The organism is Enterobacter sp. EC_50 (assembly GCF_019584525.1).
GTDB classification, from domain to species: domain Bacteria; phylum Pseudomonadota; class Gammaproteobacteria; order Enterobacterales; family Enterobacteriaceae; genus Enterobacter; species Enterobacter roggenkampii.
The window spans coordinates 75,885-91,166 of record NZ_VDAF01000020.1 but is presented as its reverse complement, the minus strand read 5'-3'; the positions used below and the strand labels follow the sequence as shown (position 1 = coordinate 91,166).

Annotated in this window: 13 protein-coding genes; 5 read left to right on the top strand and 8 right to left on the bottom strand. The window is 56.3% G+C overall.

Features of this window, described 5'->3' with window-relative positions; genetic code table 11:
• The first annotated feature begins 420 nt into the window (after positions 1 to 420).
• Both FHC48_RS17145 and mdtD read left to right on the top strand, forming a co-directional pair.
• A complete protein-coding gene (locus FHC48_RS17145; protein WP_008503502.1) occupies positions 421 to 1,128 on the top strand; it encodes a FadR/GntR family transcriptional regulator in 708 nt (235 codons plus the stop codon).
• Complete coding sequence (mdtD, locus tag FHC48_RS17140) at positions 1,125 to 2,558, top strand: multidrug transporter subunit MdtD (RefSeq protein ID WP_023326354.1); 1,434 nt, start codon at positions 1,125 to 1,127, stop codon at positions 2,556 to 2,558. Before FHC48_RS17145 ends, mdtD begins: the two co-directional genes overlap by 4 nt.
• On the opposite strand, the gene rbsR is transcribed toward mdtD, so the two are convergent.
• The 7 genes from rbsR to kup all read right to left on the bottom strand — a co-directional run bounded on the left by rbsR (position 2,524) and on the right by kup (position 10,461).
• Entirely contained in the window at positions 2,524 to 3,516 is a 993-nt protein-coding gene (rbsR, locus tag FHC48_RS17135; protein ID WP_021242654.1) for a ribose operon transcriptional repressor RbsR, read from the bottom strand. The genes mdtD and rbsR overlap by 35 nt on opposite strands.
• Positions 3,517 to 3,519: 3 nt before the next feature.
• On the bottom strand, positions 3,520 to 4,449 hold the full coding sequence (gene rbsK, locus FHC48_RS17130) for a ribokinase (RefSeq protein ID WP_055321871.1): 930 nt from the start codon (positions 4,447 to 4,449) through the stop codon (positions 3,520 to 3,522).
• Between the two features lie 106 nt (positions 4,450 to 4,555).
• Positions 4,556 to 5,446, bottom strand: a complete 891-nt coding sequence (rbsB, locus tag FHC48_RS17125) for a ribose ABC transporter substrate-binding protein RbsB (protein ID WP_008503498.1) — start codon at positions 5,444 to 5,446, stop codon at positions 4,556 to 4,558.
• Positions 5,447 to 5,473: 27 nt separating this feature from the next.
• Entirely contained in the window at positions 5,474 to 6,439 is a 966-nt protein-coding gene (gene rbsC, locus FHC48_RS17120; RefSeq protein WP_021242657.1) for a ribose ABC transporter permease, read from the bottom strand.
• Between the two features lie 4 nt (positions 6,440 to 6,443).
• The gene (rbsA, locus tag FHC48_RS17115; protein WP_021242658.1) at positions 6,444 to 7,949 is read right to left on the bottom strand and encodes a ribose ABC transporter ATP-binding protein RbsA; all 1,506 of its coding nucleotides are present in this window, start codon (positions 7,947 to 7,949) and stop codon (positions 6,444 to 6,446) included.
• Positions 7,950 to 7,956: 7 nt separating this feature from the next.
• On the bottom strand, positions 7,957 to 8,376 hold the full coding sequence (gene rbsD / locus FHC48_RS17110; protein ID WP_008503495.1) for a D-ribose pyranase: 420 nt from the start codon (positions 8,374 to 8,376) through the stop codon (positions 7,957 to 7,959).
• 216 nt (positions 8,377 to 8,592) lie between these two features.
• Complete coding sequence (kup, locus tag FHC48_RS17105; RefSeq protein ID WP_021242659.1) at positions 8,593 to 10,461, bottom strand: low affinity potassium transporter Kup; 1,869 nt, start codon at positions 10,459 to 10,461, stop codon at positions 8,593 to 8,595.
• Positions 10,462 to 10,683: 222 nt separating this feature from the next.
• On the opposite strand from kup, the gene ravA reads away from it, so the two are divergent.
• The gene (gene ravA / locus FHC48_RS17100) at positions 10,684 to 12,180 is read left to right on the top strand and encodes an ATPase RavA (protein WP_220420553.1); all 1,497 of its coding nucleotides are present in this window, start codon (positions 10,684 to 10,686) and stop codon (positions 12,178 to 12,180) included.
• Positions 12,174 to 13,625, top strand: a complete 1,452-nt coding sequence (gene viaA / locus FHC48_RS17095; protein WP_008500200.1) for an ATPase RavA stimulator ViaA — start codon at positions 12,174 to 12,176, stop codon at positions 13,623 to 13,625. Before ravA ends, viaA begins: the two co-directional genes overlap by 7 nt.
• On the opposite strand, the gene asnA is transcribed toward viaA, so the two are convergent.
• Complete coding sequence (gene asnA, locus FHC48_RS17090) at positions 13,626 to 14,618, bottom strand: aspartate--ammonia ligase (protein WP_039267126.1); 993 nt, start codon at positions 14,616 to 14,618, stop codon at positions 13,626 to 13,628.
• A 151-nt stretch (positions 14,619 to 14,769) separates the two neighbouring features.
• On the opposite strand from asnA, the gene asnC reads away from it, so the two are divergent.
• Complete coding sequence (gene asnC / locus FHC48_RS17085; RefSeq protein WP_008500198.1) at positions 14,770 to 15,228, top strand: transcriptional regulator AsnC; 459 nt, start codon at positions 14,770 to 14,772, stop codon at positions 15,226 to 15,228.
• Positions 15,229 to 15,282 lie beyond the last annotated feature (54 nt).

The following is a 15,282-nucleotide window of genomic DNA, read 5'->3' as shown; positions in this document are numbered from 1 at the left end:
AATTACGCATGTTCACTCAGAGACTTGGTATTCATTTTTCGTCCGAGGACGTTAAGAATCCATGTCACTTTGAGTGCCCACACAGATTGTCTGATAAATTGTTAAAGAGCAGTGCCGCTTCGTTTTCGCTGCGGCGCGGGGTGTGCATATTACGCTTTCCCGCTTCAGAGTCAAGCGTTTATTTTCGCTATTCTCTGCTGACCCGGCGGCGTGTGTGCCGTTGTTCCGTGTCAGTGGAGGCGCATTATAGGGAGTTATTCTGATGTGACAAGAGGAAATTTAAAAAAAGTTTCCATCCGCGTTTTTTTTCACCAATAGAGGTGAAATCAAGCTACAAATTGTTCTATTTGATGTATCTGCAACCACAATCACATTCACGGTGGCATAATTATCAGCATGAATCTTTAAGGAATAAAAGCGATGCCATTAAGCGCGCAACAGCTGGCCGCCCAAAAAAACCTGTCTTATGTGCTGGCCGAAAAGCTGGCTCAGCGGATTTTAGCGGGTAAATATGCCCCGGGAAGCATCCTGCCGGGTGAAATGGAGCTGGGTGAGCAGTTTGGGGTGAGCCGTACCGCCGTGCGCGAAGCGGTGAAAACCCTGACGGCGAAAGGAATGGTGCTTCCGCGTCCTCGTATTGGCACACGCGTGATGCCACAAAGTAACTGGAATTTTCTCGATCAGGAGCTGCTCTCCTGGTGGATGACGGAAGACAACTTTCATCAGGTTATCGATCACTTTCTGGTAATGCGCAGTAGCCTTGAGCCTCAGGCATGTCTGCTTGCTGCCACGCTTGGAACAGCAGAGCAGAAAGCGCAGCTTAACGCGTTGATGGAAGAGATGGTGTTCCTGAAAAAACACTTCAACCGCGAACGCTGGGTTGAGGTCGATATGGCCTGGCATGAACATATCTATATGATGAGCGCCAATCCGTTCCTCACCTCTTTTGCCTCTTTATTCCATTCGGTGTACCACACTTACTTTACCTCTATTACACAAGACGACGTGGTAAAACTGGAATGGCACCAGGCGATAGTGGATGCCATTCAGGAAAGCGACGGGCAGCGAGCCCTGAGTGCGTGCCAGGCATTGCTGGCTGCGCCAACCCACCAGCAGGTAAATACATGACAAAGAAAAAAGCGCGCAGCATGGCCGGATTGCCGTGGATTGCAGCCATGGCGTTTTTTATGCAGGCACTGGATGCCACCATCCTCAACACCGCGCTTCCCGCTATTGCGCAAAGCCTCAACCGTTCCCCGCTGGCGATGCAGTCCGCCATCATCAGCTATACCCTGACGGTCGCGATGCTGATCCCTGTTAGCGGCTGGCTGGCCGACCGCTTCGGCACCCGCAGAGTTTTCATGCTGGCCGTAACGCTCTTTACGCTCGGTTCGCTGGCCTGTGCGCTCTCCTCGTCCTTAACGGAGCTGGTTATCTTCCGCGTATTACAGGGCATTGGCGGTGCGATGATGATGCCCGTGGCACGTCTTGCCCTGCTGCGAGCCTACCCGCGAAGCGAACTGCTTCCCGTGCTTAACTTCGTCACCATGCCGGGTTTGGTAGGGCCGATACTTGGCCCGGTACTCGGTGGCGTGTTTGTCACATGGGCAAGCTGGCACTGGATCTTCCTGATTAATATTCCGATTGGCGTAGCGGGGCTGCTGTATGCCCGCAAATATATGCCGAACTTCACCACGCCAAGGCGCAGTTTCGATATGGGCGGCTTCTTCCTGTTTGGCCTGAGCCTGGTGCTCTTCTCCAGCGGGATGGAGCTGTTTGGCGAGAAGATCGTCGCGACGTGGATGGCGCTCTCCGTTATCCTCGCCGGGATTCTGCTTTTCCTTCTTTATATACGTCATGCGCGCCGCCATCCGATGCCGTTAATCTCTCTTGGGCTCTTCAACACCCGAACGTTTTCCGTCGGGATCGCGGGAAACATTGCCTCGCGTCTGGGGACGGGCTGCGTACCGTTCCTGATGCCGCTGATGCTGCAGGTTGGTTTCGGCTATCCGGCACTGATTGCCGGCTGCATGATGGCGCCCACGGCGATGGGCTCGATTCTGGCAAAATCGACCGTGACGCAGGTGCTACGCTGGTTTGGCTATCGCAAAACGCTGGTTGGCGTGACGGTCTTTATCGGTCTGATGATTGCGCAGTTCTCGCTGCAGTCCGCCTCGCTTCCCGTCTGGATGCTGATCCTGCCGCTGTTTGTGCTGGGCATGGCGATGTCGACGCAGTTCACATCGATGAACACCATCACCCTTGCGGATCTGACCGACGAGAACGCCAGTAGCGGCAACAGCGTGCTGGCAGTCACACAGCAGCTGTCGATCAGTTTAGGGGTTGCAGTGAGCGCGGCGGTACTGCGGTTTTATGAAGGTTTCGACAGCGCGAACACCGTCGAGCAGTTCCACTATACCTTTATCACCATGGGCGCACTCACCGTCGTTTCAGCGCTGGTCTTTATGCTGTTAAAACCGAAAGACGGCCGAAACCTGATTAAAGAGCGTCACAAAGAGAAAGCTAAACCGAACCGCGTTCCATCAGAACAGGAGTAAGCTGCAGGCGCTGCTGCTGCAGCGTGGGCTGAGCCATTCGGTGGATCAACACATCGATGGCCAGCTCGCCCAGTTCATCTTTTGGCTGATGAATGGTGGTGAGCGGCGGCGTCATATAGCTGGCCAGCTCGATATCATCGTAGCCGATTACCGCCATATCATGGGGAACGCGCAAACCGGCCTGATATAACGCCTGATAGGCGCCAAACGCCATGGCGTCGTTGCCGATAAACACCGCCTGCGGACGCTGCGGTTGCGCCAGCAGCGTCTGCATCGCTTCAAAACCACCGTGAAACTCAAAATCACCGGTAATACGGTACCCTTCCGGCACGGAAAGTCCCGCCCGCGCCATCGCGGCGAGATATCCTTCCAGACGCAAACGCGCCGGGGTTTTGTCCAGCGGACCGGTAATACAGGCAATGCGGGTATAGCCTTTATCGATCAGATACTGGGTGGCCATATCCCCCCCCAGCAGAGAATTATCCTGAATGAGGTCGCTGGTGCCGTCGAACGGCGCCCAGTCCATCATCACCGTGGGAATGGAGGGATAGCGCTGGATAATCTCTTTCGACGGCTGGTGCGTTTCGGTACACAGCAGCAGTAGCCCGTCGACGCGTTTTTGCATCAGCGTTTCCAGGTTACGGTTCATGCGCTGCTCGTCCCCTTCGGTATTGCACAGCACCAGGCTGTAGCCACGCTCGAAGCAGCTGCGCTCCACGCCGCGAACCAGCTCAGAATAAAAGGGGTTGGTACTGGCGGTGATCAGCATACCGATCGTACGCGTCTGGTTGAGCTTAAGGCTGCGCGCCAGTGCAGACGGCGCATAGTTGAGATCTTTTACTGCCGCTTCGACTTTTTCCCGAATCGCCTCGCTGACGAAGCGATCGTTATTAATGACGTGAGACACCGTCGAGGTAGAAACGCCCGCCAGGCGGGCGACATCTTTCATTGTGGCCAAGCGTTACCCCTGCTGACTTAAGAATTCATCGATCTCTTTACGCCACGGAACGGAAGGCTGAGCGCCCTTGCGCGTCACCGCAATCGCGGCAGCGGCATGCGCGAAGCGGATCGCATCATCCATTTTCTTGCCTTCCAGCAACGCGGTCACCAGCGCACCATTGAAGGTGTCTCCCGCTGCGATGGTATCAATCGCCTTCACCTTAAAGCCCGGCACGCGACGGCCTTCACCGTTTACGCTTGCCCATACCCCACGGCTGCCCAGGGTGATGATCACGGTTCTGATGCCTTTGTCGTGCAGCGCACGCGCGGCTCTCGCGGCATCGTCATCGTTTTCTACGCGAATGCCCGTCAGCTTTTCGGCTTCGGTTTCGTTCGGCGTGATGATATCCACCAGCGCCAGCAGCTCGTCTGATAATACACGGGCTGGGGCCGGGTTAAGTACGACAGTGGTATGATTTTCATGCGCAATTTTGGCCGCGGCCAGCACGCTTTCAACCGGCGACTCCAGCTGCATCAGCAGGGCCTCGGCGCCGCCAATGATTGCACGTTGCGCTTCCACGCGCTCCGTCGTCAGCGCTGCGTTAGCGCCAGCATGAATACCGATGACATTCTCACCTTCTGCGTTGACGAAAATCAGCGCCACGCCGGTAGATTCCCCTGCAACAACGCTGACCGGTGCGATATCGATGTTGTCGCTCGCCAGCTGCTTGCGTACGCGCTCGCCGGTATCGTCATCACCCGTGCAGGCGATAAACGCAATATTCGCCCCGCTGCGACCGGCAGCGACGGCCTGGTTTGCCCCTTTACCGCCGAATGCGACCTGATACTGGTTACCCGTGACGGTTTCGCCCGGTGCAGGGAACGATTCAAGGTTAAGAATGTGATCGGCATTGATACTGCCAAGGACGACGAGGTTGCCTGCGGTTTTCATGGTTGGGTTGTCCATCTGAGAGCGCCACCGGTGTTACCCGGTGGCGTATGCCACACTTTTCTTTATTGGTGTCCCTCAGGCCGCCAGTGACGGCCTGATTCGCCTTTTACTGCTTGATAACCAGTTTCAGGTCAACAGGGTATTTAGCCTGAACTTTTTCGCCCTTCAGCACTTTGTCGGCAGTTTCAACGCCAGTCGCGCCAATCTGCTCAGGCAGCTGAGCGATGGTCGCAGCCAGTTTGCCATCGTTTACTGCTTTTTCACCATCCGGCGTGCCGTCAAATCCGACAACCATCACATCAGATTTACCTGCAGTCTGCAGAGCGCGCAGCGCACCCAGCGCCATTTCGTCGTTCTGCGCGAATACCGCCTGCACGTCAGGATGTGCGGTCAGTAGGTTCTGCATGACGTTCAGACCTTTAGTACGGTCGAAGTCTGCCGGCTGGCTAGCCAGCACGTTGAACTTGTGCGCTGCAACCGCCTGCTGGAAGCCTTCGCCACGCTCGCGGGCGGCAGACGTACCGGCAATCCCCTGCAGTTCGATGACTTTCGCGCCTTCGCCGGCTTTCTTCGCAATGTAGTCACCCGCGATTTTGCCGCCCAGCACGTTGTCAGACGCGATATGGCTCACTACGTCGCCTTTGGTTGCCTGACGGTCCAGGGTGATCACAGGAATTTTCGCCTGGTTTGCCATCTTCACGGCGTTGCCTACGGCATCAGAATCGGTTGGGTTGATCAGCAGAATTTTGGTGCCACGAACGGTTAAGTCCTGAACGTTAGCCAGCTCTTTCGCCGGGTTGTTCTGTGAATCCAGTACCACCAGGTTGTAGCCCAGTTTATCCGCTTCTTTCTGCGCTCCATCCTTCAGGGAGACGAAGAACGGGTTGTTCAGCGTAGAGACAACCAGCGCGATGGTATCTTTCGCCATGGCGTTAGCACTTACGGTTGCGCTCAGCGCGACAGCGGAAACCAGGGTAGCCAGTTTTTTCATGTTCATATCTAAGATGTCCTGTAGTGTCGTCAGTTACTGTTTTTTGTTGTCTACCAGTACCGCCAGCAAAATCACCACTGCCTTAACGATCATCTGGTAATAGGAGGAAACACCTAACAAATTCAAACCATTATTCAGGAAACCGAGAATCAGTGCGCCGATCAATGTCCCAACAATGCGACCTTTACCGCCCGCCAGACTCGTACCGCCCAGAACCACTGCTGCAATAGCATCCAGCTCATACCCCGTACCCGCCGTCGGCTGCGCGGAAGAGAGGCGCGCCACTTCGATGATGCCCGCCAGTGACGCCAGCAGACCGCACAGGGAGTACACGATAACTTTGACTTTATTAACGCTAATCCCGGACAAGCGCGTTGCCGCTTCGTTACCGCCCAGCGCATAGATATAACGACCCAGACGGGTATGGTGCAGCATGTACCACGCCGCCAGGAAGACGATAGCCATGATCCAGACCGGGGTCGGGACACCCAGCGGGCGACCGATACCGAACCAGCCAAACAGATCGGCGTTATCGGTGAAGCCGGTATTGACCGGGCTGCCGTTGGTATACACCATGGTCACACCGCGCAGCAGCAGCATCATCACCAGCGTCGCGATGAACGCCTGAACGCGCCCTTTTGCCACAATCACGCCGGTGACGGCACCAATCGCCGCGCCTGCCGCCAGAGCCGCGGCCACGGCCACCAGCGCGTTGACTTCAATCCCGACAAGCGAAGCGGCGATCGCGCCGGTGAGGGCCAGCAGGGAACCGACGGACAGATCGATCCCTGAGGTCAAAATCACCAGCGTCATGCCGACCGCCATAATGGCGTTCACCGACGTCTGCTGCAGAATGTTGAACAGGTTATTTACGGTGAAGAAATTCGGGCTCATGGTCGACACAATCGCGATCAGCACCAGCAGGGCAATGAGCGATTTTTGTTCCATCAGCCACGCCTTTGTGAAATAGCGGCGACCAGAAACAGCCTGGGTAGTCATCTTCTTACTCCTGATTCACGCGATTAAGCTTGCCCACAGCGGCAGCCATCAGAACTTCCTGGGTGGCCTGCTCGCGAGTGAATTCACCGCCGAGATGCCCTTCATGCATGACGATAATGCGATCGCTCATGCCCAATACTTCTGGCATCTCGGAAGAGACCAGAATGATGCTCAGACCGTCGGCCTTGAACTGGTTAATCAGCTGATAGATCTCTTTCTTCGCCCCCACGTCCACGCCGCGGGTTGGCTCATCGAGGATCAACACTTTCGGGCGCGTCATCAGCCCGCGAGCAATCGCCACTTTCTGCTGATTCCCGCCGGACAACAGGCCAATCGCCTGCTCCATCGACGGCGTTTTAACATTAAAGAGACGGATAAAATCGCTGACCGCCTGCTGCTCGTCTTTATGCTTCAGGCTGCCGCCGCTATGGCTGAAATAGCGCAGCGCGGTCAGGGACATGTTCTCTTTTACCGACATGCCCAGCACTAAGCCGTCGCGTTTGCGGTCTTCGGAGATATAGACGATGCCGTTCGCCAGACCATCCTGCGGGGAGCGGGTGACCACTTCATGGCCGTCGAGGGTGACATACCCACTGGTGCGCGGCAGTGCGCCGTACAACACTTTCATCAGCTCGGTTCGTCCCGCGCCCATCAGGCCCGCCACGCCCAGGATCTCGCCCTGGCGCAATGTAAAGGTGACGTCGTTCACACCCGGACCGCAGAGGTTGTCCACCTTCAGGCGGATCTCACCCGGCGCTTTATCCAGATGCGGATACTGATCTTCCAGCTTACGTCCCACCATCATTTCGATGAGCGTATCTTCGGTCAGCGTGGCCACTTCGCGCTCGGCAATAAACTGCCCGTCGCGGAAAACGGTGACGTCATCGCAGATTTCAAAGATCTCTTTCATGCGGTGAGAAATATAGACAATCCCGCGCCCCTGCGATTTCAGCTCGCGGATAACGCGGAACAGGGATTCGGTTTCGGTATCGGTCAGGGCGTCGGTCGGTTCATCCATAATGATGACCTTCGACTCAAAGCTCAGCACCTTCGCGATTTCCACCATCTGCTGATCGCCGATGGAGAGATCGCCGACCAGGCGGTCGCTCTTAAAGCGCAGATTCAATTTCGCCAGCAGCTTGTCGGCTTCGGCATACATGGTTTTCCAGTCGATCTTGCCGAAGCGGTTAACGAATTCACGACCGAGGAAGATGTTCTCCGCAATGGTGAGCTGCGGGATCAGGTTCAGCTCCTGGTGAATAATGCCGATACCCGCTTCCTGAGAAGATTTCGGGCCAGTGAAGGTGGTTTCTTTACCCAGCCAGAGGAGTGAACCGGCATCGCGTTGATAGATACCGGTCAGCACTTTCATCATGGTGGATTTGCCGGCGCCGTTTTCGCCCACCAGCGCCATTACGCGCCCGGGGTAAACGTTCAGCGCCGCGCCGGAGAGGGCTTTTACGCCCGGGAACGACTTATCGATCCCTTTGAGTTGCAGTAATGCGTCCATGATGGCCTCAGAAGGTGACGCCAGCACAGAGAATGATATTCGCATACGGGGAACACTCCCCGCTGCGAATCACCGCCTGACTGTCTGCGGTTTGTTGTTTGAATTGTTCGTGCGTTGTGTAACGAATTTCGATGGTGTTTCCCTGGTGTTGTTGCAGCTGCTCAAGATGGCTGAGCAACGTTTCGTGGAGCTGCGGATTATGTTGTTTGATTTCCGCCGCGAGAATGGCCGCCTCAACCTGCATCTCCGCGGTCACCACGTCCAGTACCTGCATAAACGAAGGTACGCCCTGCGTTAACGCCATATCAATACGGGTTGTGCTGCGCGGAACCGGTAAGCCTGCATCGCAAACCACCAGCGTATCGGTATGCCCAAGACGGGAAATCACCGACGAGATTTCTGAGTTGAGTACAGTGCCTTTCTTCATTTTCTTGCTCCACTAGCGAAACGTTTCGCTAAAAGAAGTGTAGCCTCAGAAATGTTCAGAAAACCACCATGACGTAACAGATTTGTGATCGACGTCGAAACGTTTCGCTAAGTGAAATATTGATGGGAGATATTGCCCGGCGGCGCTTCGCTTGCGCGGGCCTACGGGTTTGGTAGGCCGGGTAAGCGCAGCGCCACCCGGCATTTTCGAAAGGACTTAAATCTCGACCTGCGTACCCAGCTCTATCACGCGGTTAGGCGGGATCTCAAACTGGTCAGGCGCACGCAGGGCGTTACGTTGCAGGATGAGATACAGCTTACCGCGCAGGCGCAGGTACCACGGGCGCTTACCGATGATCAGCGACTCGTGGGACATAAAGAACGACGTCTCCATCATCCGGCAGCTTAAGCCTTCCAGACCGCAGCGGTGGAACACCTCTTCCACGTTCGGCGTTTCGCGCCAGCCGTAGCTTGCCACCACGCGCCAGAAGGTCGGGGAGAGCTGCTCAATCTGCACGCGGCGCACGTTGTGAACATATGGCGCATCTTCGGTACGCAGCGTCAGCAGGATCACGCGCTCGTGCAGCACTTTGTTGTGCTTGAGGTTATGCATCAGCGCAAACGGGATCACGTTCAGGGCGCGAGACATATACACCGCGGTGCCGGGCACGCGGACCGGCGGGGATTTCTCCAGCGACGCGATCATCGCCTCCAGAGAATTCCCGTGCTCATGCATACGGCGCAGCAGGCGGAAGCGCTCGCTTTTCCAGGTGGTCATGACGATGAACATCACCAGCCCCAGCGTCAGCGGCAGCCAGCCGCCGGAGACAATCTTGTCGAGGTTCGCGGAGAACAGCGGCACGTCAATGCACAGGAAGCCCACCAGAATCATCGCCACGAGGAACTTATTCCAGTGCCAGTTACGGTATGCCACCGTGGTGGAGAGAAGCGATGTCAGCACCATGGTGCCGGTTACCGCAATACCGTACGCCGCCGCCAGGTTGCTGGAGTGCTCGAAGCTGACAATCACAATCACAACAGCGAAGTAGAGCAGCCAGTTAACGAACGGGATGTAGATCTGGCCCGACTCCATCTCTGAGGTATGAATGATGCGCATCGGTGAGAGATACCCCAGACGCACGGCCTGGCGCGTCAGAGAAAACACGCCGGAAATCACCGCCTGAGAGGCAATGACGGTCGCCAGCGTCGCCAGGATCAGCATCGGCACCAGCGCCCAGTCAGGCGCCAGCAGGAAGAACGGGTTCTTAATCGCCTCCGGGTTTTTGAGCAACAGCGCGCCCTGGCCGAAGTAGTTGAGCACCAGCGACGGCAGCACAACCAAAAACCAGGCCACGCGGATAGGCAGCTTTCCGAAGTGACCCATATCCGCATACAGCGCTTCCACACCGGTGATGGAGAGCACGACCGCCCCCAGCGCCACGAAGGAAACTACTTTGTATTCGAGGAAGAAATGCACGGCCCAGTATGGGTTCAGCGCATGCAGCACTTCCGGGTTCGCGATAATGCTGCGTAAACCGAGCGCCGCCAGGATCAGGAACCAGGCCAGCATAATCGGCGCAAACAGTTTTCCCACCAGCCCGGTACCGTGCTTCTGGATCACAAACAGCAGCGTCAACACGATTATCGCCAGCGGGACCACCCACGTATCAAGCTGTGGCGCGATGATCTCCAGCCCCTCTATCGCCGAGAGGACCGAAATCGCGGGCGTGATAACCACCTCTCCGTAGAAGAAGCTGCCGCCAATCAGGCCGATAATCACCAGCACGGAGGTCATTCTGGCGGAGGTGTTGCGCCCTGCAAGGGACATCAGGGTCAGGATACCGCCTTCGCCCGCGTTATCAGCGCGCATAACGAAGGAGAGATACTTAACGGAAACGACCAGAATCAGCAGCCAGAAGATGAGGGACAGGAAGCCAAACACGGCATCGCGCTCAACACCAAAGCCAAACTGGCCGGACAAACATTCACGAAGCGTATAAAGCGGGCTGGTGCCGATATCACCGTAGACAACCCCGATCGCCGCAAGCGTAATTGCGGGTAATGATTGCTTATTATCAGTGCTCATAGACTAGTCTTTTCGTTTAAATAACAAATGTGTTCCTGGTCCCTTGGCCCACAAAAAGCGCACAGTATGCACGATTCATTGCAAAATCGTACCCCTAAATGCAACCGCATTAATGTAGCGCAAAGAAAATTGCGCCGCACTTCAGCCTATTACCAGCCCTGACTGAAACGTCTATACTCGCTTCAATTGGCCGCCACGACGGCGAAAGGATGCAAAACTATTATGGCTCACTCACATTTATTAGCAGAAAGAATTTCCCGCCTCAGCAGCGCGCTGGAGAAAGGCCTTTTCGAGCGTAGCCACGCCATTCGCCTCTGTTTACTGGCAGCATTGAGCGGTGAAAGCGTGTTTCTGCTTGGGCCGCCGGGCATCGCCAAAAGCCTGATTGCCCGCAGGCTTAAGTTTGCTTTTAAGAACGCCCGCGCGTTTGAATACCTGATGACCCGCTTTTCCACCCCGGAAGAGGTGTTTGGCCCCCTTTCCATTCAGGCGCTGAAAGATGAAGGACGCTACGAGCGCCTGACGACGGGGTATCTGCCTGAGGCAGAAATTGTCTTCCTTGATGAGATCTGGAAAGCCGGCCCGGCCATTCTGAACACCCTGCTCACGGCGATAAACGAACGTCGGTTCCGCAACGGCACCAGTGAAGAGAAAATCCCGATGCGCCTGCTGGTGGCCGCCTCAAACGAACTGCCTGAAGCCGACAGCAGCCTGGAAGCGCTGTATGACCGTATGCTGATCCGCCTGTGGCTGGACAAAGTGCAGGATAAGTCCAATTTCCGTTCCATGCTGGTCAGCCAGCAGGATGAGAACGAGAATCCGGTAGCAGCGTCATTGCAGGTATCAGACGAGGAGTATTACCAGTGGCAGGAAGAGATCGGTAAAATTAAGCTGCCTGATTCCGTCTTCGAGCTGATCTTCATGCTGCGCCAGCAGCTTGATTTACTGCCCTCTGCCCCCTATGTCTCCGATCGCCGCTGGAAAAAAGCGATCCGCCTGCTGCAGGCCAGCGCCCTGTTCAGCGGTCGCGATGCCGTTGCGCCCATCGATCTGATCCTGCTGAAAGACTGCCTCTGGCACGACGCGGAAGGCATGAATCTGATGCAGCAGCAGCTCGACGTTTTGATGACCGGACACGCCTGGGGACAGCAGGCGATGCTCAACCAACTGGGGGCGATTGCCCAGCGGCGCATCCAGCTTCAGCAGCAGCAAAGTGATAAAACCGCGCTGAAAGTGAATCGCTTGGGGGGGATGTTCGCCCGCAAACCGCACTATGAATTACCCTCTGAACTCACCAGCACGACGCTGACCCTGCTGCTTCAGCAGCCGCTCAAGCTGCATGACATGCAGGTGGTGCACGTGACGATTGAGCGCGAGACGCTGGCGCAGTGGCTGGATAAGGGTGGAGAGATCCGTGGAAAGCTCAACGGCATCGGTTTCGCGCAGCCGCTGACCATGGAAGTGGACAGCAGCCAGCACCTGGTGATCCGCGACGTCAGCCTGCAGGGCTCGCGTCTTGCGCTTCCGGGAACCGCCTCTGAGAGCGTCCCCGAAGAGATTAAGCAGCAGCTGGACGCGCTGGACACCGAATGGCACCAGCAGCACACCCGCTTTAGCGAGCAGCAAAAATGCCTCTTTATCCATAGCGACTGGTTAGGCCGCATCGAAGCCAGCCTGCAGGACGTCAGCGCGCAGATCAAACAGGCGCGTCAATGCTAACCCTGGATACGCTTAACGTCATGCTGGCCGTCAGCGAGGAAGGGTTGATCGAAGAAGTGGTGATCACCCTTCTGGCTTCACCGCAGCTGGCGGCCTTCTTTGAAAAATTTCCGAAGCTCAAAAAGGCGATGACCGACGATCTTCCGCGCTGGCGGGATAACCTGCGTCAACGGTTTAAAGAGACCGAAGTCCCCCCTGAGTTAACGGAAGAAGTGGCCTGCTATCAGCAGTGCCAGCGACTTTCCACGTCGCAGTTTATCGTCCAGCTTCCGCAAACCCTGACGTTGCTCGACAAGGTCCACTCCCCGTTTGCCAGCCAGGCCCGTGGGCTGGTCACGGATAACGCCACGTTCACTCCCGCACTGCACACCCTCTTTTTACAGCGCTGGCGTCTCAGCCTGGTGGTGCAGGCCACGACGCTAAACCAGCAGCTGCTGGATGAAGAGCGCGAACAGCTGCTCAGTGAAGTTCAGGAACGCATGACCTTAAGCGGCCAGCTTGAGCAGGTGCTGGTGGAAAATGAGAACGCGGCAGGGCGTCTCTGGGATATGAGCGCCGGTCAGCTTCGGCGCGGGGACTATCAGCTGATCGTCAAGTACGGCGATTTTCTGGCGCAGCAGCCCGAGCTGATGAAGCTTGCAGAACAGCTGGGACGTTCAAGGGAGGCAAAGTCGGTTCCAAAGAAAGATGCCCCGATGGAAACCTTCCGCACCCTGGTGCGTGAGCCGGCCACCGTACCGGAGCAGGTCGACGGGCTCCAGCAGAGCGATGATATTCTGCGCCTGCTGCCCACGGAGCTGAGCACGCTCGGGATGACCGAGCTGGAGTACGAGTTTTACCGTCGGCTGGTGGAAAAACAGCTCCTCACCTACCGGCTGCACGGTGAAGCCTGGCGCGAGAAAGTCAGCCAGCGGCCGGTCATTCATCAGGATTTTGACGAACAGCCGCGCGGGCCATTTATTGTCTGCGTGGATACGTCCGGCTCCATGGGCGGGTTTAACGAGCAGTGTGCAAAGGCGTTCTGTCTGGCGCTGATGCGCGTGGCGCTCGCCGATCGCCGCCGCTGCTTCATCATGCTGTTCTCCAGCGAAGTCGTGGGCTATGAGCTGACGAACCAGCAGGGGATCGAGCAGGCAATCCGCTTCCTGAGCCAGCGCTTTCGCGGCGGAACCGATCTGGCCAGCTGTTTTCGCAGCATCGTAGAGCGGATGCAGGGCGGCGACTGGTATGACGCTGACGCGGTAGTGATATCCGATTTTATTGCCCAGCGGCTGCCGGATGACGTGGTCAATAAAGTGAAGGAATTACAGCGTGTGCATCAGCACCGTTTTCATGCGGTGGCGATGTCCGCCCATGGAAAACCCGGCATCATGCGCATCTTCGATCATATCTGGCGCTTTGATACCGGGTTGCGTAGCCGCCTGCTCAGACGCTGGCAGCGTTAATTACAGAAGAGAACCGACGCTTTCACGCACCTGCTGCGGCCAGACGCCACACTGCACCTGACCAATATGGGGCAGCTGAAGCAGCAGCATGGTCAGACGGGACTGGCCGATACCGCCGCCAATCGTCTGCGGCATTTCCCCACGCAGCAGCGCCTGGTGCCACTCCAGTTTGAGACGATCTTCATCGCCGGTCACCGCCAGCTGGCGCTTCAGCGCATCAGCATCCACGCGGATCCCCATAGAAGAAAGCTCGAATGCGTCTTCCAGTACCGGGTTCCAGACAAGAATATCGCCGTTCAGACCGGCAAATTCCCCCTCACCGGTGGTGCTCCAGTCATCATAATCCGGCGCACGAACGTCGTGGCGTTTGCCATCAGACAGTTTGCCGCCGATCCCAATCAGGAACACCGCACCGAGCTCTTTGGCGATCGCCCGCTCGCGGCCTTTGGCATCCAGATCCGGGAAACGGGTCAGCAATTCCTGGCTGTGTACAAAGTGGATCGTTTCCGGCAGGAACGGTGCCAGACCAAATGCTTTGCTTACGGCCGCTTCGGTCGCTTTGATCCCGGCGTAGATCGCCTCAACGGTAGACTTCAGCGTGCCAACGTGGCGCTCGCCATCGCCCATCACGCGCTCCCAGTCCCACTGGTCAACGTAAACGGAATGAATGGGAGACAGGCGGTCTTCATCGGGGCGAAGGGCTTTCATGTGCGTGTAGAGCCCTTCGCCCGCGCTGAAGTCATGTTGTCCCAGGGTCTGACGCTTCCACTTCGCCAGTGAATGAACCACTTCGAACTGGGCGTCTGGCAGCGTTTTCACTTTTACCTGTACCGCTTTTTCGCATCCAGAGAGGTTATCCTGCGTCCCGTCACCCACGCGGCTGAGGATCGGGGCCTGGACTTCAATCAGCCCAAGCTTCTCTTCAAGCTGGCGGGAAAAATGGGATTTTACGAAACTGATCTGGCGTTGTTTTGCGATGTAAGCGGTTTTCATTATTTATACTCCTGCGTCCTGTTGATATTGATTAAGCAACAGAAATGGCACCTTATTCAATAACCCATCAACAAAAAGCCGCCTTCACTTTTGATTCGATAAAATAAGGCGCTAGAATAGAGTGATTCATTAATCTTCATAAGAAAAAGCTATGGAAAATTATCAGATCGACAATCTCGACCGCGGCATTCTGGAGGCGTTAATGGCCAATGCCCGTACCGCCTACGCCGAACTGGCGAAACAGTTTGGCGTCAGCCCGGGAACCATTCACGTTCGCGTAGAGAAGATGAAGCAGGCGGGGATCATTACCGGCGCGCGCATTGACGTCAGCCCGAAGCAGTTGGGTTACGACGTCTGCTGCTTCATCGGCATCATTCTAAAAAGCGCAAAAGACTACCCCTCCGCCCTGGCGAAGCTAAACGCGCTGGATGAAGTCACCGAGGCGTACTACACCACCGGGCACTACAGCATCTTTATTAAGGTCATGTGCCGATCCATCGACGCCCTCCAGCAGGTACTTATCAACAAGATCCAAACAATCGATGAAATTCAGTCCACCGAGACCCTGATCTCCCTGCAAAACCCGATCATGCGTACCATCCGCCCGTGATCGGGCAAATCCATTCCCACATTTTCCACAGGTAGATCCCAGCTCGTTCACAGC